The sequence below is a fragment of the Enterobacter sp. PL_is514 genome, assembly GCF_055816715.1.
In genome coordinates, this window is record NZ_JBVPGN010000028.1 from 371,799 (window position 1) to 392,706 (window position 20,908).

Below are 20,908 nucleotides of genomic sequence, written 5' to 3' on the forward strand. Positions count from 1 at the left end.
AATTCTTGACCCTCAGTTTTTAGTTGAGCTCTATAAACATACAGTTAGGTGTTAGGGGGCTATCATGGGTTTTCAATCACCTGCATTAGACCTCGCTGAGGAGATACTCACTATTACCAACCTTTGCGGTCATGAGGACAACTGCCGAACTATCGAAACATCAGCTGAGTACGTGATAATTAATATTGCCAGAAATCCGGAAATAGGTGACACCATCCTGATTGCGCTCTGCGGTAGGCTGGACTTCGCAAAAGTTCAGAGGAAGGCATTAATAACTCAGGATGGCGAGGCTATAGCGGGTGATTCAGATCATTAAAATTAATGGTGTGAAGGGTAAGTTGATTTTTGCGTATAATAAGCAATCCACTTACATTGGCTGAGGCAGAAGAATGGAAAAGTTGCAATTGAAGATTGGGTTAACTGATTTGGTTTATTCAATTACTGTTCATAGCTTTCATATTTTTTGGGTCGGCATTGGGCTTCTGTTGATAGGTGACATTGGGGTGGTGTTCAGTGGTGCATAGTCCAACATACTGACCGTATTAGGTGGCTATATGATTTTTGTAGCTTTGATAATGGAAGGTGTAAAAGCGCTTTTCAATAAGCTGGTCTGGAAGCAGTTTCTCTAAACTCATAGTCTTTAATCTATAAGACTTCTTCAGGAACAGCATAAAATAGATCTATGAGATTAGCATTCCTACATACACATTTGTTGTAGTTCTTTTAGAGTAAAGTGATGACTGGAGTTTGTGTAATGGAAGCATTTACTGAATCTGTTTATTTGGTTATTTTTAGAGAGCATGCAGCGAAGGCGGTTCAGGGTATGGAGAGACATGGCTGTTACTGGTTTACGGGTATCAGGCCATCATATGGGATTGTTGTTGAGTTGCTGGAAGATGCTGGGTATTCAGTGATAACTTTCAACCCGCCGCCTGTATACGAGTTCGCAATATATCTCTCTGATAGTTATCCATCTCAAGTTGAGCTGGAGAGAATCGCAATGTATCGACAGTCACTACGAGACAAGGGCGTATCAGAGGATAAATTACCCGTTTCATTAGCATAGCCCCCTACGGGCGGTTTTTATTGTAATATCGCTAACAAGAAAACGAGATGACAGTAAACACAGCTACGCTATGAAATATCCAGGTGTTATCTCACTATGCCTTCAGGCACTCAACGAGTTAAATCATAAGGTTGAAAATTTACAATCAGGAAGCCGCAACCCGTAGTATGCAGGAACGGGGGCGGCTGGTAAATTTGATATGAATCGGTCCGAATTTGTCCGGAATTTTAAGTAACTATATGATTTTTAGTGCCTGAAAACGCATCACCAGATGTATGCTTTTTAATCTGGTTGATGCGTATGTGTTTGATATACCGCAGAAATATAAATTGCAGGTATAAACAGGAATCGCATTCGGTCTCTTTTTATCTGTATGAAAGTAAACGAGTAATCCCAATAGTTCTTTCTCATACAGCGCGCTCGTCCTGTTCGACTGCTTAAAACATAACGCAACACAGCATGCGGAAGTCCAGCCCTTTTTGCCTGTTTTGTTAAATTTTCGTGTGCAATCAGTAAAAGCCAGAACCGTGTTTAAAAGCGGGATTTAACGGATGCCTCAATTTCATCAAGCAGTTCAAAGCGACGGCGGTATTCGGCACGCTTTTTACTGGCTATCTCCTCAAGGGATTTGCGCTCCATCTGCAATGGCAACTGCCAACTGAAGGTTGAACGTTTTTGACCGTCGATAGAGGCCCAAAACTCATCGTAACTGGCGTGGAAATGGCGACCTTTACTCAGACGATAACGCAGTGCACGGAAGATATGACCTTCATCGCTGACCGCATAAATGGCTTTGATGCCGGAAAGTGTGGCCAATTGGAAAAGCACTTCCATCAACACGCGTTTCGGGAAAAGACCATTGCAGGCTCGGGTTGCCTGTTTGATCACATCACGGGATACGCTGCGTCGCGGGCCCTGAAGACCGCCAATCACCAGAACATATTCTCCGTTTTCGCGAGCAACGCAAAATGTCACACTGGCAAGCAGGGTATTTTCGTTATCACGCAGCCACAGCGTACATTCGCCCTCACGCTCTGCTTTACTGGCATTCATGGCGTTGACGTTATAGCTCACGCCATCTTTGGCATGAAACTCAACAATGGATTGCTCTTGTGGTCCGGTTAAGGCCTTGACCAGGCCGACGTCTTTCAGGGAGTCAATCCACTGATAATGGCTGACGATAGCATCAGCACGCGCATTGGCGTTCATGCCACGCATCAGATACTGGCGATGTGTTTTGCTCGGCAGGGTGATCTGCGAAGCCAGTAACTGATCAAAATCGTCGCGGCGAGCCAGTGCATCGAGCATGCGATGCGTAGAAGACCAGAACAGCAATGAACGTAACAGAAATTTAAGACGGTACTCGCGTTTTTGCCAGATAGGGCCTGGAACGAGTTTGCCTTTCACCAGTTCGGAAATGATATGGGTACGATGCGATTGTGGCGCATCGTTTTGCAGGCGCGTATTTGACACGGGAAAACCTCAAAGTTTATGCAATGCATATTTTAGGGGGCATGCAAAAGAGTATTAATACTGGTGAAACATTTATTTATCCTTAGTTTACTGTTTGTTTAGCTTCATGAAAAGCGCTCCTGTGCAGCGTCCCTACACATAAGTCAACTGTAACTATACTTCCTATGGGAGGGCTTATGTATCAGCGAATTGAAGGTGGGATGTGGCGTCACGTCTGGGTTGTCAGCGATATACACGGCTGTTATCAGTGGCTTATGGATGAGCTTAAACGCCGTCATTTTAACCCGTATGAGGATTTGCTTATTTCTGTCGGGGATATCATCGATCGTGGCCCTGATAGCGTGAAATGCCTGCAGTTAATACATGAAAAATGGTTTCGTGCCGTGCGGGGCAACCACGAGCAAATGGCGCTCGACAGTCTGGATAATAACGATTTTTCGCTCTGGACGATAAATGGCGGAATGTGGTTTGCGCATCTTGAACGCGACCAGCAACAGCTTGCGCTGTCGTTGCTTGAGGCCTGTCGCGATTTACCGCATATCATCGAGATAACCTGTGCGAACGGTCTGAATGTGATAGCCCATGCGGATTATCCGGCTGCGGAATACCAATGGCAAAAACCGGTCAGCGCTCAGCGCGTCTTATGGAACCGCGACAGGTTGATGGGATTTATGGTGGGCAAAGGGCAGGGCATCAGCGGCGCGGATCATTTCTGGTTCGGACATACGCCCCTCGACAGAAGGTATGATTTTAATAATCTCCACTACATTGATACGGGCGCCGTATTTGACGGTTACTTTACGCTGGCGCAGCTGCAGTAATAAATAACCCGCCTTCGGGCGGGTTCTCTTTAGGTCAGGCAAGACGCATGACCCAGGCATCGGTTTTACTATCGTAATGCTCACGGTAAAGGACAGAGTGTTCGCCATCAAGTATTGCCGGGACGCTGGTATCTGCATCCCATGCATCGAGCTGCATGCACAAATCCGGGTCGGATTTGCAGGGAATACTTAACGTTCGATCGCCTTGTGCTTCGCCGCGCAGCTCTGCGTCGTCGATCTCAAAAGCGCCAATACGCACGCTGGTTTTCGTCATAGTGCTCTCCGGTTCTGTTGTCAAAATCTGGTATGACCAGTGCAGTCACCCATTTTTGATCGTAGACAAGGAGAGCAAAATCGCCAGTAAAAAAATGCGCTTTTTTTCAGCCCGTGCGATCGTTACCGGTAAACAGCCGACCATCCCGAACCAACTCGCGCGGATAGCTGTTTTTCAGCCTTGAGCCGACCTTTTTTGCCAGCCCCAGCGGGTATCCCTGATACGTCACTATCACTTCATCGCCTGATGGCGCGCTGTCCGGATAGACATCGCGACCACGATACCACTCTTCGGCTTCCTGATGCGTCAGGGCAAAGGTATTCTCGCGTCCGGCAAGCGCGATAACGGCCTCATGCTGCCAGCGATACCCTTTGTTATGCACTTCCGCCAGGCGGATCCCGATTCGCGAAAAACGGACCTTTCCGATGAGCGGCTCGATCTGTGCCGGGAACAGCCATATCTCTTTATCACGCATCCAGGGGCACAGGCTCTCATCCCAGACCAGCCCAACCTTTTTGGCGGCGGCTTCAAGCTGTGCTGCATCGCGACCTTTAAGAGGGGCAAACGGGAAGTTGCCGACCTTGAATTTAGGTGCGGGCAGGGGAGCAACCGCCTGCGTTTTACGAAGACGCGCCACAAAGAACCCTTCGCAGTCGTAAATCTGCGGGAACACGTGGAGGAAACCCTCGGGGGTGACCGCCTCTTGTGCCGAGGCAAACAGATCGTTAAGCGGCAGAAACTCGACTGCATCCGAATAGTTCGCTTTCAACCACAGACAGACGTCTTCGTTTTCATCGCGGTTAAGGGTGCACGTTGAATAGACCAGCGTGCCGCCAGGGCGCAAAGCGTGAAATGCGCTCTCGATCAGCTCTCGCTGCGTGGCGGCGATCTCCAGGTTGCTTTCCACGGACCAGTTCTTTAACGCATCTGGATCTTTGCGCACCACCCCTTCGCCGGAGCAGGGGGCGTCCAGCAGAATGGCATCGAAGGCTTCCGGTAGGGCGGCGCCAAACACGCGTCCGTCGAAGTGCGTCAGTGCAACATTATGAATACCGCAGCGGCTGATGTTGGCATGCAGCACCTTCACGCGGCTGGCGGAAAACTCGTTAGCAAGGATCGCCCCCTGGTTACCCATCCGGGCGGCAATTTGCGTGGTTTTTGAGCCGGGCGCCGCGGCAACATCCATCACGCGCTCAGGCGAATTGCCATCGGTAAACAGGGCGGCAACAGGCAGCATCGAGCTGGCTTCCTGAATATAGAACAGGCCGCTCAGATGTTCAGCGGTGCTGCCCAGCGGGAGTGAGGCTTCGTCATCGCGCTCGATCCAGAACCCCTCAGCACACCACGGTACCGGCGTAAGCTGCCAGCCGTACGGCGAGACCAGTGCCAGAAAATCATCGACGCTGATTTTCAACGTGTTGACGCGAATACTTCGGCGTAACGGACGCTGGCAGGCGGCGATAAAATCGTCTAACGACAGGTGAGAAGGAAGCGCCTCGCGCATCTGCGCCAGGAATTGTTCAGGAAGAAATACGGAGTTTTGAGCCACGGGCACACCACAGGGAAAAGTTCAGGTGCGCAGTGTAACATAAAGGCTCCGGTGCGTTGACACCGGAGCCTTGCTGTTTAACGTGGCAGGGCGGTTCCCCATTCGCGCCACTCTTTCGGTTCGCTTTCGAGCAGCAGGAAGTGTTTACCCGGCTGCGCTTTCGGCGCCAGCGGCGTTCCCGGCGGCGTGGCAAACGCGATACCGCCGCGAATGAACTGGTTGAAGGTGCCGGTTTTCACCACGCCACCCGTCAGGCCGAAGTCCAGCGAGTAGCCTGATGCCAGCCAGAATACCGAGTTATTTCGAACCAGGTGCTGGTAGCGTTCGCTGATGCGTAACGCCACCATCACGCGATCGGAGAGTGTACCGAGCGTCAGGCCCGTGACCGTACCCACCTCAATGCCGCGGAACAGTACCGGCGTGCCGATGTTCAGCGAGCCTGCTTCCGGCACTTCCACCACGATGCTCAGGCCGCCAAGGTAGCGTGAGTCGGTGATCGTGGCTTCCTGCAGCTCGAAATCGCGACGGGCATTGCCCTGGCCGGGCTCAACGTTGATGTACGGCTGCAAAATGGTGTCGAGATGCTCAACGCCCGCGGCCGAGATCTGCGGCGTGACCACCGAGAAGCGCGAGCCCGTGCGGGCGAAGGTCTGCACATATTCCGGGTAAAGCACGGCGGTGGCCTGCACCTCGTTACGTGAGGTAATCAGCGTCAGCTTCTGGATCTGCCCGATATCAATACCCAGATAGCGAATTGGCATGCCTTCCGCCAGCTTACCGGCATCAAACGCGTGCAGGGTAATCTGCCCGCCTACTGCACGTGCGGCGGTTTCGGACGGGAAGAGAATACGCTTATCACCTTTGCGCAGATTCGCACCCGCGCCGCTGAGATTATCGAAGCTAATCGCCCCGCGCAGCGCGCGTGAGAGCGGGGAGGCCTGCACGGTCAGCCCGTTACCGTTAAGCTGAACTTTCGCGCCGCCTTCGGCCCAGAAGACGCTGTTTGGCGTCAGCAGCTTGCGGTACTCCGGCTTGATGTGCAGTTCGATATCAAAGGCGTCCGCACGCGGGCGAACGGTGATCACTTCCCCGACTTCAAACTTGCGATACAGCACCACGGATCCCGCCTGTACGTCCGGCAGCGTTTCGGCGCTTAGCGTCAGCGTGGTGGTAGGAAGATCGCTCAGACTGTTTTCAATCGCTTTCTCGAGGTTGGCATACAGCGGATAGCTGTCGCGCACGGGGCCTTTATCGCCAGGCAAAATACGGATGCCGCCGTTAACCCATTCGCTGGCGCTGGCGCCGAGGAACTCCACGCCGTCCAGACCCACCTTCACATCGACGCGACTGTTCACCACGAATTTGCTGTCACCGTGCACCAGGTCGCTGTATTGCGGATCGATGGCGACCGAGAACGTCACGCCATCCGCGGAGAGCTTACGCTCCAGCACCTGACCGACCTGCACGCCGTGTAAAATTAGCGGCTGCCCGGCTTCGATACCGTAACTTTCTGGCGCATTCAGCGTGACGGTTACCACGCCCGGTTTTTGCAGCAGGGCTTTATCCGCCGGGGCAATCACGAAGCTATTGCTGGGTTCACCTTCACCGGGGATGAGCTCAAACGTATTGCCGGTCAACAGCGTGCTGAGGCTGGCATCGTTCAGAGAGAGCTTTGGACTGCGCATTTCGATGCGCGTTTTCTCGCGCAGGAGATCGACCACGCTCGGGTCGACCGTCATTTCGCCGGTGACTGAGCCGCCCGGGTTGAGCGTCATTTTGGTGAGCTGACCAACCTGCAATCCCTGATACATCAGCGGCGTTGAGCCCGCTTTTAGCCCTTTAGCATCGGGCAGGGCGAGTTTGACGATCACGCCGCGCTGGCTGTGCGCCAGGTCAGCATACAATCCAAATGAGTCATCAGCGGTGGCAGGGCTTGAGTTTTCCGGGGAGTCAAAGGCAATAGCGCCATTCACCAGCGCGGCCAGACTCTCCAGCTTCACTTTCGCACCGCTCAGGCTGAGATCCGCATCCACGCCGGAGACGTTCCAGAAGCGGCTGCCTTTTTTCACCAGATTGGTGAAGCGACGCTCGATCAGCACGTCGATGGTGACGCCCTGTTTATTCGGGTTAATCGCGTAGTCGTACACGCGGCCAACCGGGATCTTGCGGAAATAGACCAGTGAGCCACTGTTCAGAGAACCGAGATCCGGCGCCTGCAGATGGATCATCAAATCGCCGTTATTGAGGCGGTACTTGGGCTGCGTATCCAGAGCAACAAAGTGATCCTGCGGCTCGCCTTTACCCGGCATCATGCCAATATAGTTACCGCCCACGAGCGCATCCAGCCCGGACACGCCGGCCAGAGAGGCTTTAGGCGTCACCAGCCAGAACTGCGTTTCGCTGCGCAGGGCATCCTGCATATCAGATTTAATACTGACCCGCACCTGAATCTTGTTCAGCCCTTTTCCAAGGGAGATGTCCTGAACCGTACCTACTTCAACCCCCTGGAAGCGAACGGGCGTTCGCCCGGCGACGATGCCGTCCGCGGTCTGGAAATCAATGGTGACCGTACTCCCGCGATCTTCATAGCTCGTCCAGATTAGCCAGCCTGCAATCATCAGGGCGATGACGGGCAGCAACCAGAATGGCGAAATGCGGCGTTTTGTTTTAATTCTCGCTTCAGTCGGCGAAGCGGGGGTTTCCTGACTCATGTGCATCCCAAAGTAAGCGGCTATCCAGCCATTCCACAGCAAGAATAGTCAATATCACCGCAGAGCCGAAATAAAAAGCCGCGGGTCCCATTGTAAAAGCAAGTAGCTGGTCGCGATTGATGAGCGACATCATCAGCGAAATCACGAACAGATCTAACATTGACCAGCGGCCAATCCAGGTGACGAACCGCAGAAGCAGAATGCGTGTTCGTAAGCCTTGTTCACATTTAAAGTGAATGCTGATGAGCAGGGTAAACATCACCACCACTTTGGTAAAGGGAACCAGGATACTGGCAATAAAGACGATCGCCGCCACCCCGACGTTACTGTGTGCAAGGGAGATAATCCCGGAGAGGATAGTATCCTCCTGACGCCCGCCATTCACGTAAATGATAGAAATCGGCAGCATATTGGCTGGGATCAGAAACACCAGGGAGGCGATCAGCGCGGCCCAGCATTTTTGCAGGCTATTGTTGCGGCGCAGTCTCAGCGGAATGTGGCACCGCGGGCAGCGTCCACGCGCGTCGGGTAAGCCGGTATAGTGGCATCCCAGACAGACGCGCAGATTTTCATCGGGGCGTGTAGCGGGGCGCTGAGGGTAAAACCGTTCCCAGAGCTGCTCAACGTTCAGGTGGATCAGCGTCAGGATGCTTAGCAATACCAGGCAGATGAAAGCAAAGAGCCCGATACCGGGCTGCAAAAAGGCGTAGTCCTGTACCTTTATTGACGCAACGCCCACGCCCACCAGATAAATATCCAGCATCACCCACTCTTTGAGCTTATCCAGCATCAGCAGCACCGGGCGAAGGTTCATGCCGAGGATATTGCCAAACCAAAGATAGGCAATGGCGGCAACCAGCACCAGCGGCGCGCCAACGGTGCAGAACAGCACCATGGCGGCGGTGATGGGATCGCCCTGACGGGTCATCTGCCAGATACCCTGCAGCACGTTGGCGTCAATGCGCACGCCAAGCAGGTAGAGTTTCAGCAGCGGTTCGCTCCAGGCGAAGGGCATCAGCAGCAGCATGGTGACGGCCATGGCGGCGAGACGGGTTAACGACCAGTCTCGGCCATCGCGAATTTTGGCGTCGCAGCGGGGACAGAAGGCACTTTGGTGCGATTTCATCTTCGGCAACATAAAAAGCGTATCGCACTGGGGGCAACGCTGATAATGTGCACGTGGCAAAGCTTCGCTTACCGTATGGACAGTTATCTTTCTTGTCGGCGTAATTTTGGTTGTTTTTAAGGCCATCAGCTGCGCACAAATAAGTATTGTTGAAAGTTATAATAACTCATGAACGGATTCATCTTGAGCATGAGCGCATTTAATGCTTATTTTAATAGGCTATGCGGTAAATTTGTAAGACAACTAAGTGATTGAATAATGAACAAAACAGAATTCTACGCGGATCTGAACCGCGATTTTAAGGCATTGATGGCGGGTGAGACCAGCTTCTTAGCCACTCTGGCAAATACTAGCGCATTGCTGTTTGAACGTCTCTCTGAGGTGAACTGGGCCGGCTTTTACCTTCTGGAAGGTGAAACGCTGGTGCTCGGTCCGTTCCAGGGCAAACTGGCCTGCGTGCGTATTCCGGTAGGGCGCGGCGTATGCGGCACGGCGGTGGCCGAGAATCAGGTCCAGCGTGTGGAAGATGTTCATGCATTTGACGGGCACATTGCCTGCGATGCCGCCAGTAATTCTGAAATCGTTCTGCCTCTGGTGGTCAAAAATCAGATTATTGGCGTTCTGGATATCGACAGTACGGTCTTCAGTCGCTTTACAACCGAGGACGAACAGGGGCTGCGCGAGCTGGTGGCTAATCTGGAAAACGTACTCGCGGCAACCGATTATCAAAAATTCTTTGCGAGCGTCGCAGGATAATCAACGGATAACGTAGCATTTACTGATAGCGTCATTATAATGACGCCTGTTCATGCCTGCGCTTGTTGGCAACGTCCGTTGTAATCAGGAAATTTCATGGAAAATCAACCTAAGTTGAATAGCAGTAAAGAAGTTATCGCATTTCTGGCCGAGCGTTTCCCGCAGTGCTTCAGCGCGGAAGGTGAAGCGCGTCCCCTGAAAGTCGGTATTTTTCAGGATCTGGTGGCACGTGTTGAAGGGGAAATGAACCTCAGCAAAACTCAGCTGCGTTCCGCCTTACGTCTTTATACTTCGAGCTGGCGTTACCTGTACGGTATCAAAGCTGGCGCGACCCGTGTGGATCTCGACGGCAACCCGTGTGGTGAGCTGGACGAGCAGCACGTTGAGCACGCGCGCAAGCAGCTTGAAGAAGCCAAAGCACGCGTTCAGGCACAACGTGCAGAACAGCAGGCGAAAAAACGCGAAGCCGCCGCGGCAAACGGCCAGGAAGATGCGCCTCGTCGTGAGCGTAAACCACGCCCTGCGCCGCGCCGTCACGATAATAACGATCGCAAACCGCGTGCAGACAAACCAGCAGCAAAAGCCCCTCGTGAAGAGCCGCGCCATACGCCGGTTTCTGACATTAACGCCCTGAGCGTAGGTCAGGCGCTGAAGGTAAAAGCGGGTAACAATGCTATGGACGCCACCGTACTGGAAATCACCAAAGATGGCGTTCGTGTACAGCTGACTTCTGGTATGTCAATGATTGTACGCGCAGAACACTTGTTGTTCTGAAACGGAGGCCAAGCCTGGCATGAACACTTTTTTTAAGCTCACCGCGCTGGCGGGCCTGTTTGCCATAACAGGTCACGCTTTTGCAGTGGACGATATCACGCGTGTTGATCAAATTCCGGTTCTCAAGGAAGAGACGCAGCACGCGACGGTGAGCGAGCGCGTGACCTCACGTTTTACCCGCTCGCACTATCGTCAGTTCGATCTCGATCAGGCCTTTTCGGCCAAAATCTTTGACCGCTATCTGAACTTGCTGGATTACAGCCATAACGTTTTGCTCGCCAGCGATGTCGAGCAGTTCGCTAAGCGCAAATCCGAGGTGGGTGACGAGTTGCGCTCAGGCAAGCTGGATCTGTTCTACGATCTCTACAACCTGTCGCAAAAGCGCCGCTTCGAACGCTATCAGTACGCGCTGAAAGTGCTGGAACGTCCGATGGACTTCACCGGCAACGACACCTTTAATCTGGATCGCAGTAAAGCACCCTGGCCGAAAGATGAAGCCGAATTGAATGCGCTGTGGGACGGTAAAGTTAAATACGATGAACTGAGCCTCAAGCTTACCGGCAAAGACGAAAAAGAGATCCGTGACACGCTGACGCGTCGTTACAAATTCGCCATTCGTCGTCTGGCGCAGACCAACAGTGAGGATGTCTTCTCGCTGGCCATGACGGCCTTTGCTCACGAAATCGATCCGCACACCAACTATCTTTCTCCACGCAACACCGAACAGTTCAATACCGAGATGAGCCTGTCTCTTGAAGGTATCGGCGCGGTGCTGCAGATGGACGATGATTACACGGTGATCAATTCGATGGTCGCAGGCGGCCCGGCATCCAAAAGCAAAGCGATTAGCGTAGGCGATCGTATTGTGGGTGTAGGACAAACCGGACAGAACATGGTCGACGTGATCGGCTGGCGTCTTGATGACGTGGTTGCGCTGATCAAAGGTCCGAAAGGCAGCAAGGTTCGTCTGGAAGTCCTGCCAGCCGGAAAAGGCACCAAAACCCGTATCGTTACCTTGACCCGCGAGCGTATCCGTCTGGAAGACCGCGCGGTGAAAATGTCGGTGAAAACCGTGGGTAAAGAGAAGGTGGGTGTCCTGGATATTCCTGGCTTCTACGTAGGGCTGACTGACGATGTGAAAGTTCAGCTGCAGAAGCTTGAAAAGCAGAACGTCAGCAGCATTATCATCGACCTGCGCAGTAACGGCGGCGGAGCGCTGACGGAAGCGGTTTCACTCTCTGGTCTGTTCATTCCATCGGGTCCCGTGGTGCAGGTGCGCGATAACAACGGTAAAGTGCGTGAAGATGCCGACAACGACGGTGTGGTCTACTACAAAGGCCCGCTGGTGGTCCTGGTTGACCGCTTCAGTGCTTCCGCGTCTGAGATCTTTGCCGCTGCCATGCAGGATTATGGCCGCGCGCTGATCGTCGGTGAGCCAACCTTCGGGAAAGGTACCGTTCAGCAGTATCGTTCTCTTAATCGTATCTACGATCAAATGCTGCGTCCGGAATGGCCTGCACTGGGCTCGGTTCAGTACACCATTCAGAAATTCTACCGCGTGAATGGCGGCAGTACGCAGCGTAAGGGCGTAACGCCGGACATTATGATGCCGACAGGCACGGAAGAGACGGAAACCGGCGAGAAGTTTGAAGATAACGCGTTACCGTGGGACAGCATCAATGCCGCGACCTACGTGAAAGCGGGTGATATGACGCAATTTGGCCCTGAACTGCTGAAAGCGCATAACGACCGCATCGCGAAAGATCCGGAATTCCAGTACATCATGAAGGACATCGCACGCTTCAATGCCCTGAAAGATAAGCGGAATATCGTTTCTCTGAACTACGCACAGCGTGAGAAAGAGAACAACGAAGACGATGCAACCCGCCTGGCGCGTATCAACGATCGCTTCAAGCGTGAAGGCAAGCCTCTGCTCAAAAAACTGGACGATCTGCCAAAAGATTACCAGGAGCCGGATCCGTATCTGGATGAGACGGTGCATATCGCTCTCGACCTGGCGAATCAGGAAAAAGAGAAACCTGCCGTACAGCCCGCTCCGGCAAAATAATCTCCCAACAGGCACAAGAAATTGTGCCTGTTTCTTTTTGTTCTTCATCCTTCCGTCAGCCAGATTTCCAATTGTGTAAAGTTGTGTCTTTCTGGTGACTTACGCCCGCCGGATGCTTGAAAATAACCGGAATACCCATACGATGTGGGTAATCGCATAGTGCGTTTTGTTAAACTGAGGTAAAAAGAAAATTATGATGCGAATCGCGCTCTTCCTGCTCACCAACCTGGCGGTCATGGTGGTTTTCGGGCTCGTGCTAAGCCTGACAGGAATTCAGTCGAGCAGCGTTCAGGGTCTGTTGATTATGGCGCTGCTGTTTGGTTTTGGTGGCTCGTTCATCTCCCTGCTGATGTCGAAGTGGATGGCACTGAAATCGGTGGGTGGTGAGGTTATTGAACAGCCGCGTAACGATATGGAACAGTGGCTGATGAATACGGTGGCTCAGCAATCCCGTCAGGCCGGCATCGCCATGCCGCAGGTGGCGATTTACCATGCCCCGGACATCAACGCGTTTGCCACGGGCGCCCGTCGCGATGCGTCACTGGTTGCCGTCAGCACCGGTCTGCTGCAGAACATGAGCCGTGACGAAGCTGAAGCGGTTATCGCCCACGAAATCAGCCATATCGCAAACGGTGACATGGTGACCATGACCCTGATTCAGGGCGTGGTGAACACCTTCGTGATCTTCATCTCCCGCATCCTGGCGCAGATTGCGGCAGGCTTCATGGGCGGGAACCGCGACGAAGGCGAAGAGAGCAACGGCAACCCGCTGATCTACTTCGCCGTGTCGATGGTTCTGGAACTGGTATTCGGTATTCTCGCCAGCATCATCACCATGTGGTTCTCTCGTCACCGTGAATTCCACGCGGATGCCGGCTCTGCGAAGCTGGTTGGTCGTGAGAAGATGATTGCCGCGCTGCAGCGTCTGAAAACCAGCTACGAGCCGCAGGAAGCGAACAGCATGATGGCCTTCTGCATTAACGGTAAATCCAAATCGCTGAGCGAGCTGTTTATGTCTCACCCGCCACTGGATAAACGTATTGAAGCGCTGCGCAGTGGTGAATACCTGAAGTAACGCAGGAACCCTAATAAGCCGGGCAGGAGTACACTCTGCCCGGCTTTTTTTATGCCTGAACCCTGGGCTGTGTCACCCGCAGGCCGCTGACGACCGCCGCGAGTGAAGCAAGGGCACCTGCGGTGAGAAGCGCAATGTGGTTACCGTTTTGTCCGGCAAGGTTAAACATCAGGGCGACCAGTGCCGCACCGCTGCTTTGGCCCAGCAGACGCGCGGTCCCCAGCATACCGCTGGCTCCTCCGCTGCGATGACGCGGCGCGGAGGTGATAATGGTGTGGTTGTTAGGGGACTGGAACAGACCAAACCCCGCGCCGCACAGGATCATGCGCCAGATGATGTCCAGATCGGTTGGCGATGACGGTAGCAATGCCAGCGCGAAAAGGCCTGTCGCCATCACCGCCAGTCCCAAAGCACCCAATAAACCGGCATGGACGCGTTCAATTAAATAACCTGCCAGCGGTGCCATCACCATGGTCGCCAGCGGCCAGGGGGTGAGCAGCAGGCCGGTCTCCACCTCTGAACGTCCAACCACGCTTTGCAGAAAGAAGGGTAGGGAGACCAGTGCCAGCATCTGGGCGCAGAACGAGCAGACAGACGTGCAAATGGAGAGGGAAAAGAGGGGAATACGCAGCAGATCAACAGGCAGTAGAGGCACAGGGAGAGTGAGCTGGCGGCGAACAAAGAAGAAGCCGATCGCCAGCAGGGCGATAAGCTCCGCGCCGGTAAGCATCAGAGACTGTCCCTGCGCAAAGCCGCTCAGCGCCGTAATCAACAGGCCAAAGGTCAGGGCATTCATCACCGCACTCGCCACGTCGAAGCGCGGCATGGTGCTTTTGGGACCGTTAGCGGGAAGAAAGCGCAGGGCAAAGAAGATGGCGACAATACCCAGCGGCACGTTGATGGCGAACAGCCACTGCCATGACGCAACGGAAAGGATCGCCGCCGCAATCGTTGGCCCGGCGGCAGAAGAGACGGCGACAATAAACGAGTTTATCCCCATTCCTCGCCCCAGATGACGCTGCGGATAAATTAAGCGGATCAGCGCCGTGTTTACGCTCATGAGCGCCGCGCCGCCAAAACCCTGCGCAATGCGGGCAAGCGTCAGGGTATGCAGTGAATCTGAAAGAGCACAGAACAAAGACGTAAAGGTGAAAACCACCAGACCGCACTGATACACCCGACGGTAACCGAACATATCGCCCAGGAAAGAGAACGAGAGCAGGGAAACCACGATCGCAATCTGATAGGCGTTAACAATCCATATCGAACTGGCGGGAGAGGCGTGCAGGTCGCTGGCGATGGTTGGCAGGGCAACGTTTGCGATTGCGCCGTCAAGGACCGCCATTGATATACCGATAATGATGGTCGCTATCGCGCCATACCGCTGGGGTAAAGGCAGGCCATCGGAAAGGGTCTTTTCCATTAGGGTTAAAAAAGCTCAGCGTGAAATTATTCTCAGGGTAACTATTTTAGCATTGTTACAGCCGCGATATGTCGCAGATTTGTAACGAAGTAAACGGGGATTGATTGCAGGTGACATGACGGGAACTTATAATAAAAACCGGTTCTGATTTTTATAAAACACTCGCTATGAGGTGGTAAATGGCTATTGCGGATTTGGATAAACAGCCAGATTCTGTTTCTTCCGTGCTGAAGGTGTTTGGCATCTTACAGGCTCTGGGAGAGGAGCGTGAAATAGGTATTACAGAGTTGTCACAGCGCGTGATGATGTCAAAAAGCACCGTATATCGCTTTTTGCAGACCATGAAATCGCTGGGTTACGTTGCCCAGGAAGGCGAATCTGAAAAATACTCCCTGACGCTGAAGCTGTTTGAGCTGGGTGCCCGCGCGCTACAAAATGTTGACCTGATCCGCAGCGCCGATATTCAGATGCGTGAAATCTCTCGCCTCACTAAAGAGACCATCCATCTCGGCGCGCTGGATGAAGACAGCATTGTTTACATCCATAAAATCGACTCCATGTACAATCTGCGCATGTATTCGCGCATTGGTCGTCGCAACCCGCTCTACAGTACCGCCATTGGTAAAGTTCTGCTGGCGTGGCGCGATCGTGAGGAAGTGAAGCAGATCCTCGAAGGCGTGGAATACAAGCAAAGTACCTCACGAACCATTACCAGCACGGACGCGCTGCTAACGGTGCTCGATCGCGTACGCGAGCAGGGGTATGGCGAAGATAACGAGGAGCAGGAAGAGGGACTGCGCTGCATCGGCGTTCCGGTATTTGACCGTTTTGGCGTGGTGATCGCGGGCTTAAGTATCTCCTTCCCAACCTTACGTTTCTCCGAAGAGCGTCTGCATGAGTATGTGGCTATTCTCCACACTGCCGCACGTAAGATTTCTGAACAGATGGGGTATCACGACTACCCGTTCTAATCTCTGTTCACATAAAAAAACGCCGCATCTGTTGCGGCGTTTTTTGTCGGTCATTTACCCGGCTGACTAGCCATTATCAATCACGACGGAAGTCTTACGCAGGACTGGACAGTGGGTTAAGCCAACAATCCCGCTGTCAGTATGCAGATATTGTGCAGTGCTCATTCCTTGTGCTGTTAAGTATTTACACTGAATGCCTAACCCGGCAGCGTTTTCGGTGCTTCCCACAAGCACGCCATAACCCGTTAGAAGAAGGCCAATCCAGACAAGGGCCAGTGCAATAATTGTTCGAATGATTAAGCGCATCATTACCTCTTTTATCGTTGTTATCATAATGCTAGCGTAAACGGTTTACGAAACGAAACAAGTGCAGGATTCTGAAAAAAGCGCGATGGCGGCACAGTTAGCCCTTGTTTAAGATAAGCGTGATAACCTCGTTACATCAGGTCATTAGACGGAGTGTGGAGTGAAAAAAATACGCTGGGTAATTCTGATTATCGTGCTGATAGCGTGCGTGGTGTTATGGACGCAGACGATCAATGTGATGTGCGATCAGGATGTACAGTTTTTTAGCGGCGTTTGCGCAATCAATAAATTTATTCCGTGGTAACACGCATTTTTTCTCAAGGTGATTTCCTTCCTTCGCGCCAGTGGTAAAATAGACGTTTTTATTGAGGTGGTGAAATGGGTGAGTTACTGAATTCAGGGCTGCTGAATATAGCATCCCTGATGATTTCTTTGGTTGTTCTGCTTGTCGGGCTGGTCATTTGGTTTTTTGTGAATCGCGCCAGTTCCCGTACTAACGAGCAGATTGAACTGCTGGAAGCGCTGCTCGATCAGCAAAAACGTCAGAATGCGCTGCTACGCCGTCTGTGTGAGGCTAACGAACCGGAAGAGAAAGACGCGCCGAAAGACGCAGTCGCTGAAGATAACAAAGACGAAGACGACTTTATCCGCCTGGTGGCTGAGCGTTAATTTTTTTGTCCTGGGAGGTGGCTGTGGTCTGGAAAAACCCCTGGTATGACCCCTCCCTGAAACATCACACCCCGAACGGTTTTCGTAATACCGATCCTGTTGGACATCAACCCGGCGACCTTGACCGCTGGCGTAAAGCGCGTAAAGAGGCCGGATTACCGAAGCCGCCCGCGCTGGGTTATGAAGACTTTATCCGCCAGTGGTGGCAACCGGTTGAGCTTACGCAATCTCAGGAAGATGGGGTATGGTGGCTCGGACACGCGAGCGTGTTGCTGCAGCTGGACGGCAATATCATCCTTACCGATCCGGTGTTTTCTCGACGTGCTTCTCCGCTCCCTTTCCTGGGACCACAGCGCAAAACGCCTCCCGCGCTGTCAGTCGACCAGCTTCATCAGCTTGATGCGGTCGTCATCTCCCATAATCATTACGATCATCTTGATGACGCAACCCTTCGCCGAATCCTCAAACGCTTTCCCGACGTCAGTATTTTTGTTCCGTTGGGCCTCGCCGACTGGTTTCGTCGCCGGGGAGCAAAACGCGTGGTCGAACTCGACTGGTGGCAGAGTTTCACCTCGCAGGGGATGACGCTGACCGCCGTACCGGCACAGCACTGGAGCATGCGCACGCCATGGAACCGCAATCGTTCCTTATGGTGCGGCTGGGTGATGGAAGGACGGCATCACCGTTTCTGGTTTAGCGGTGATACCGGTTATTCACCTGAGCTGCTGTTAATTCCTGAACGCCTGGGCCAGATAGATGCCGCCGCGTTACCGATTGGTGCCTATGCCCCACGATGGTTCATGGCTGTCCATCATATGGATCCGCAATCTGCGGTGGCATTGTGGCAGCAGCTGGGCTCACCTCTGGCGTTCCCTATTCACTGGGGCGTGTTTGAACTGGCAGATGAATCCTTAGATGAACCTGTGCAGGAGTTAACTCACGCACTCGATAATTTAGCACCAGTTAACCATTCTTTCAGGATACTGAAGATTGGTGAATATTTATCCTTATAAACGAAGCGATAAATTGTTGCATATATTGTTGATGTAAAGGCGCGCAGGAATGTTTTATTTTTATCGAAACGTTTTGCTTGCCTTCTTTTGATGCAGAGTCATAAAAATTTCATTATTTTGGTGCATAACGCTGTTTATTCGCTGGTGCATTTTAATACAGCTGGGCGCGGGTTATTAACACTGTTTTTTCTCTGAAACAATTTGGTCGCGTTACAATGATTTAAGCATAAGTTTTCACAAATTGTTCTAACTCAATCAAGACGTAAGATTTCTTTTCCTGTTTGCTGGACGGTTCGTTATGATTGAGCTATGTTAAAAAAGTCTTAGATTACAGCGGTTGTGAAAGCAACGCTGGGTCTTTGTTACGCAGCAGGGCTGTCTGTACGTGATGCGCATAATTGTGCAAAACCTGACAGGCACTGTTCGAATTTGTGCGGCGGATCGAGACATGTTTAAAAATGGCTTGCCATATTAAACATAGTGTGTGATAACACGTTTTGGGTCAAACGAGGTACAGTTCTGTTTATGTGTGGCATTTTCAGTAAAGAAGTCCTGAGTAAACACGTTGTCGTTGAATACCGCTTCTCTGCCGAACCTTATATTAGTGCCTCATGCAGTAATGTCTCAGTTTTATCTCAGTTAATGCCTGCGGGCTAAGAAAACACTCTAAGGAATTTTGCAAAATGGCAAAGATTAAAGGTCAAGTTAAGTGGTTCAACGAGTCTAAAGGTTTTGGTTTCATTACTCCTGCTGACGGCAGCAAAGACGTGTTCGTACACTTCTCTGCAATCCAGGGTAACGGCTTCAAAACTCTGGCTGAAGGCCAGAACGTTGAGTTCGAAATTCAGGACGGCCAGAAAGGCCCAGCTGCAGTTAACGTAACTGCTATCTGATCGAACCGCTGCTGACTGAAGCGCTTAGCACTTCACTCTCAGACATAAAGCCTCGCATAACGCGGGGCTTTTTTATGTCCTTAATCTTTCAAAATATTACCATTCACGGTCTTGTTAGTAACTTGTTGCAAAGCTGCGAGGTTAGTAGCACTGTTTCGCCTCCCTAAGCGCATCTTTTCCCGTTAAATCAGGGCGTTGTTTAACAGTCCTGGGGTTCAGGTGAAGAAGAAATTGATAATGACCGCTGGCAATTTCACGCCAGCGCGTTTTGCGCTGCTCTGTTTAGCTATTTTCTGTAGTCTGGCCTTTTTACTTGGCCGCGTAGCCTGGCTGCAAATCATCAAGCCTGACAATCTGGTGAAGCAGGAAGATATGCGTTCCCTCCGCCAGCTGGCGATTGATGCGCCGCGCGGCATGATAATGGATCGCGAAGGTCGTCCCCTGGCGGTGAGCGTGCCTGTACGGGCCGTTTGGGCCGATCCTAAAACGGTGCTGGCAAAAGGAGGCGTTGGCGTCGACGAACGCTGGCAGGCGTTGGCAAACGCGCTACATCTCTCCCTGGGCGCACTCTCGGCGCGAATCAACGCCAACCCGCAGGGCCGTTTTATTTATCTTGCCCGTCAGGTCGATCCGGCACAGGCAAAGTGGATAGATAAACTCAATCTGCCCGGCATCAATTTACGCGATGAATCCCGCCGTTTTTATCCTGCCGGCCATGTGGCAGCGAACCTGATTGGCTTCACCAATATTGACGGGCAGGGCATTGAGGGCGTGGAAAAAAGCTTCAACGCGCAGCTGACCGGCAAGGCGGGTGTGCGCCAGGTAAGGGAAGATCGCTATGGACGCGTGGTTGAAAACCTGACGGAAGTTGCGCCCGCGCCGGCGCATAACATCCAGTTAAGTATCGATGAGCGTCTGCAAACCATCACCGAGGATGCGCTCGATAATGCCGTGGCCTGGAACAAGGCCGAGTCTGGGGCCTCGGTGCTCATCAATATCCCCACCGGGGAAATACTCGCCATGGCGAGCTATCCGGATTTCAACCCCAATAACCGGGAAGGCGCGACGATAAACGATTTTCGCAACCGTGCGATCAGCGATACGTTCGAACCGGGTTCCACGGTCAAGCCGCTGGTGCTGATGACGGCCCTGCAGCAGGGGCTGGTCCAGCCGGACAGCGTGATTGACACGCATCCGTATACCCTCGACGGGCATCGTATCCGCGATGTGGGCTATTATCCTGAACTGACAATGACCGGGATCCTGCAAAAATCGAGCGACACCGGCGTGTCCCGACTGTCCCTGGCAATGCCTGTCCAGCATCTTATTGATACCTATCGAAATTTTGGATTCGGCACGAATACGGGGCTTGGCTTAACGGGTGAGAGCGCGGGGCTGTTGCCCCAGCGTAAATACTGGAGCCAGCTGGACCGCGCGACATTTGCCTTCGGCTACGGGCTGATGGTGACGCCGCTCCAGCTGGCGCACGTCTACGCCACGATTGGCGGCTTCGGGCTTGAGCGACCTCTCTCGATTACGCGTATCGATCCCCCCGTTATCGGGCAACGCGTCATGCCGGAAGAGATTGCACACGAGGTGGAGCACATGATGGAGAGCGTTGCGCTGCCCGGCGGCGGAGGGGTTAAGGCCGCCGTTCGTGATTACCGGGTGGCGGTGAAAACCGGTACGGCGAAGAAAATTGACGATAGCGGGAAGTATGTCGATAAATACGTCGCCTACACCGCAGGGGTTGCACCTGCCAGCAATCCGCGTTTTGCCCTGGTGGTGGTGATTAACGATCCGCAAAATGGTGCCTACTACGGCGGGGCCGTCTCCGCCCCTGTCTTCAGTGAGATTATGGGTAACGTGCTGCGTCTGGAAAATGTGAAACCTGACGGGTTACCGGCAGGGTCCGATCACCTTATCGTCATGCGTTAACC

At 52.8% G+C, this 20,908-nt stretch carries 20 protein-coding genes and 1 pseudogene; 14 read left to right on the forward strand and 7 right to left on the reverse strand.

The window, feature by feature from the left end; genetic code table 11:
• Positions 1-64: 64 nt before the first annotated feature.
• Both AC0TNG_RS08025 and AC0TNG_RS08030 read left to right on the forward strand, forming a co-directional pair.
• The gene (locus AC0TNG_RS08025) at positions 65-316 is read left to right on the forward strand and encodes a hypothetical protein (protein ID WP_024909711.1); all 252 of its coding nucleotides are present in this window, start codon (positions 65-67) and stop codon (positions 314-316) included.
• Between the two features lie 438 nt (positions 317-754).
• Positions 755-1,066: a hypothetical protein gene (locus AC0TNG_RS08030; RefSeq protein WP_473713389.1), complete on the forward strand. Its 312-nt coding sequence runs from the start codon at positions 755-757 to the stop codon at positions 1,064-1,066.
• 531 nt (positions 1,067-1,597) lie between these two features.
• Here the strand turns inward: AC0TNG_RS08030 and AC0TNG_RS08035 are convergent.
• Complete coding sequence (locus tag AC0TNG_RS08035) at positions 1,598-2,539, reverse strand: VirK/YbjX family protein (RefSeq protein WP_417927545.1); 942 nt, start codon at positions 2,537-2,539, stop codon at positions 1,598-1,600.
• Between the two features lie 176 nt (positions 2,540-2,715).
• Between AC0TNG_RS08035 and pphA the strand changes: the two genes are divergently transcribed.
• Entirely contained in the window at positions 2,716-3,360 is a 645-nt protein-coding gene (gene pphA / locus AC0TNG_RS08040; RefSeq protein ID WP_417927544.1) for a protein-serine/threonine phosphatase, read from the forward strand.
• Between the two features lie 34 nt (positions 3,361-3,394).
• Here the strand turns inward: pphA and AC0TNG_RS08045 are convergent, their stop codons facing one another.
• From AC0TNG_RS08045 to yebS, 4 genes are all read right to left on the reverse strand, one after another.
• Positions 3,395-3,634 (reverse strand): YebV family protein, encoded by a 240-nt coding sequence (locus AC0TNG_RS08045; protein ID WP_008500472.1) that lies wholly within the window; start codon positions 3,632-3,634, stop codon positions 3,395-3,397.
• A 106-nt stretch (positions 3,635-3,740) separates the two neighbouring features.
• Complete coding sequence (gene rsmF, locus AC0TNG_RS08050) at positions 3,741-5,183, reverse strand: 16S rRNA (cytosine(1407)-C(5))-methyltransferase RsmF (RefSeq protein ID WP_417927543.1); 1,443 nt, start codon at positions 5,181-5,183, stop codon at positions 3,741-3,743.
• A 77-nt stretch (positions 5,184-5,260) separates the two neighbouring features.
• Entirely contained in the window at positions 5,261-7,894 is a 2,634-nt protein-coding gene (locus tag AC0TNG_RS08055; protein ID WP_153257554.1) for a PqiB family protein, read from the reverse strand.
• Positions 7,863-9,146, reverse strand: coding sequence for a membrane integrity lipid transport subunit YebS (gene yebS, locus AC0TNG_RS08060; protein WP_032647758.1), 1,284 nt, complete (start codon positions 9,144-9,146; stop codon positions 7,863-7,865). The genes AC0TNG_RS08055 and yebS overlap by 32 nt, the downstream gene beginning before the upstream one ends.
• 132 nt (positions 9,147-9,278) lie before the next feature.
• Here yebS and AC0TNG_RS08065 point away from each other — a divergent pair, with 132 nt between their 5' ends.
• The 4 genes from AC0TNG_RS08065 to htpX all read left to right on the forward strand — a co-directional run bounded on the left by AC0TNG_RS08065 (position 9,279) and on the right by htpX (position 13,693).
• Complete coding sequence (locus AC0TNG_RS08065) at positions 9,279-9,776, forward strand: GAF domain-containing protein (RefSeq protein ID WP_032647756.1); 498 nt, start codon at positions 9,279-9,281, stop codon at positions 9,774-9,776.
• A 96-nt stretch (positions 9,777-9,872) separates the two neighbouring features.
• On the forward strand, positions 9,873-10,550 hold the full coding sequence (gene proQ, locus AC0TNG_RS08070) for an RNA chaperone ProQ (RefSeq protein ID WP_473713390.1): 678 nt from the start codon (positions 9,873-9,875) through the stop codon (positions 10,548-10,550).
• A gap of 19 nt (positions 10,551-10,569) precedes the next feature.
• Positions 10,570-12,618 (forward strand): carboxy terminal-processing peptidase, encoded by a 2,049-nt coding sequence (gene prc, locus AC0TNG_RS08075; protein WP_024909720.1) that lies wholly within the window; start codon positions 10,570-10,572, stop codon positions 12,616-12,618.
• A 193-nt stretch (positions 12,619-12,811) separates the two neighbouring features.
• The gene (gene htpX, locus AC0TNG_RS08080) at positions 12,812-13,693 is read left to right on the forward strand and encodes a protease HtpX (RefSeq protein WP_014884290.1); all 882 of its coding nucleotides are present in this window, start codon (positions 12,812-12,814) and stop codon (positions 13,691-13,693) included.
• Between the two features lie 49 nt (positions 13,694-13,742).
• Here htpX and AC0TNG_RS08085 read toward each other — a convergent pair whose 3' ends face one another.
• On the reverse strand, positions 13,743-15,116 hold the full coding sequence (locus AC0TNG_RS08085) for an MFS transporter (RefSeq protein WP_024909721.1): 1,374 nt from the start codon (positions 15,114-15,116) through the stop codon (positions 13,743-13,745).
• A 179-nt stretch (positions 15,117-15,295) separates the two neighbouring features.
• On the opposite strand from AC0TNG_RS08085, the gene kdgR reads away from it, so the two are divergent.
• Complete coding sequence (gene kdgR, locus AC0TNG_RS08090; RefSeq protein ID WP_023312208.1) at positions 15,296-16,087, forward strand: DNA-binding transcriptional regulator KdgR; 792 nt, start codon at positions 15,296-15,298, stop codon at positions 16,085-16,087.
• 66 nt (positions 16,088-16,153) lie between these two features.
• Here the strand turns inward: kdgR and AC0TNG_RS08095 are convergent, their stop codons facing one another.
• A complete protein-coding gene (locus AC0TNG_RS08095; RefSeq protein ID WP_024909722.1) occupies positions 16,154-16,393 on the reverse strand; it encodes a YobH family protein in 240 nt (79 codons plus the stop codon).
• A 160-nt stretch (positions 16,394-16,553) separates the two neighbouring features.
• Here AC0TNG_RS08095 and mgrB point away from each other — a divergent pair, with 160 nt between their 5' ends.
• From mgrB to ftsI, 6 genes and pseudogenes are all read left to right on the forward strand, one after another.
• A complete protein-coding gene (gene mgrB / locus AC0TNG_RS08100) occupies positions 16,554-16,697 on the forward strand; it encodes a PhoP/PhoQ regulatory lipoprotein MgrB (RefSeq protein WP_006175995.1) in 144 nt (47 codons plus the stop codon).
• Positions 16,698-16,771: 74 nt separating this feature from the next.
• A complete protein-coding gene (locus AC0TNG_RS08105) occupies positions 16,772-17,062 on the forward strand; it encodes a YebO family protein (RefSeq protein ID WP_024909723.1) in 291 nt (96 codons plus the stop codon).
• A gap of 23 nt (positions 17,063-17,085) precedes the next feature.
• Positions 17,086-18,075 carry an MBL fold metallo-hydrolase gene (locus AC0TNG_RS08110; RefSeq protein ID WP_024909724.1) on the forward strand — a complete coding sequence of 330 codons (990 nt, stop codon included), beginning with the start codon at positions 17,086-17,088 and terminating at the stop codon, positions 18,073-18,075.
• A gap of 525 nt (positions 18,076-18,600) precedes the next feature.
• Positions 18,601-18,745 (forward strand): annotated as a pseudogene (locus AC0TNG_RS08115) (DUF2627 domain-containing protein).
• 13 nt (positions 18,746-18,758) lie between these two features.
• The gene (cspE, locus tag AC0TNG_RS08120) at positions 18,759-18,968 is read left to right on the forward strand and encodes a transcription antiterminator/RNA stability regulator CspE (protein ID WP_001062678.1); all 210 of its coding nucleotides are present in this window, start codon (positions 18,759-18,761) and stop codon (positions 18,966-18,968) included.
• A gap of 237 nt (positions 18,969-19,205) precedes the next feature.
• Positions 19,206-20,906 carry a peptidoglycan glycosyltransferase FtsI gene (gene ftsI, locus AC0TNG_RS08125; RefSeq protein WP_090419808.1) on the forward strand — a complete coding sequence of 567 codons (1,701 nt, stop codon included), beginning with the start codon at positions 19,206-19,208 and terminating at the stop codon, positions 20,904-20,906.
• The last annotated feature ends 2 nt before the right edge of the window (positions 20,907-20,908 follow it).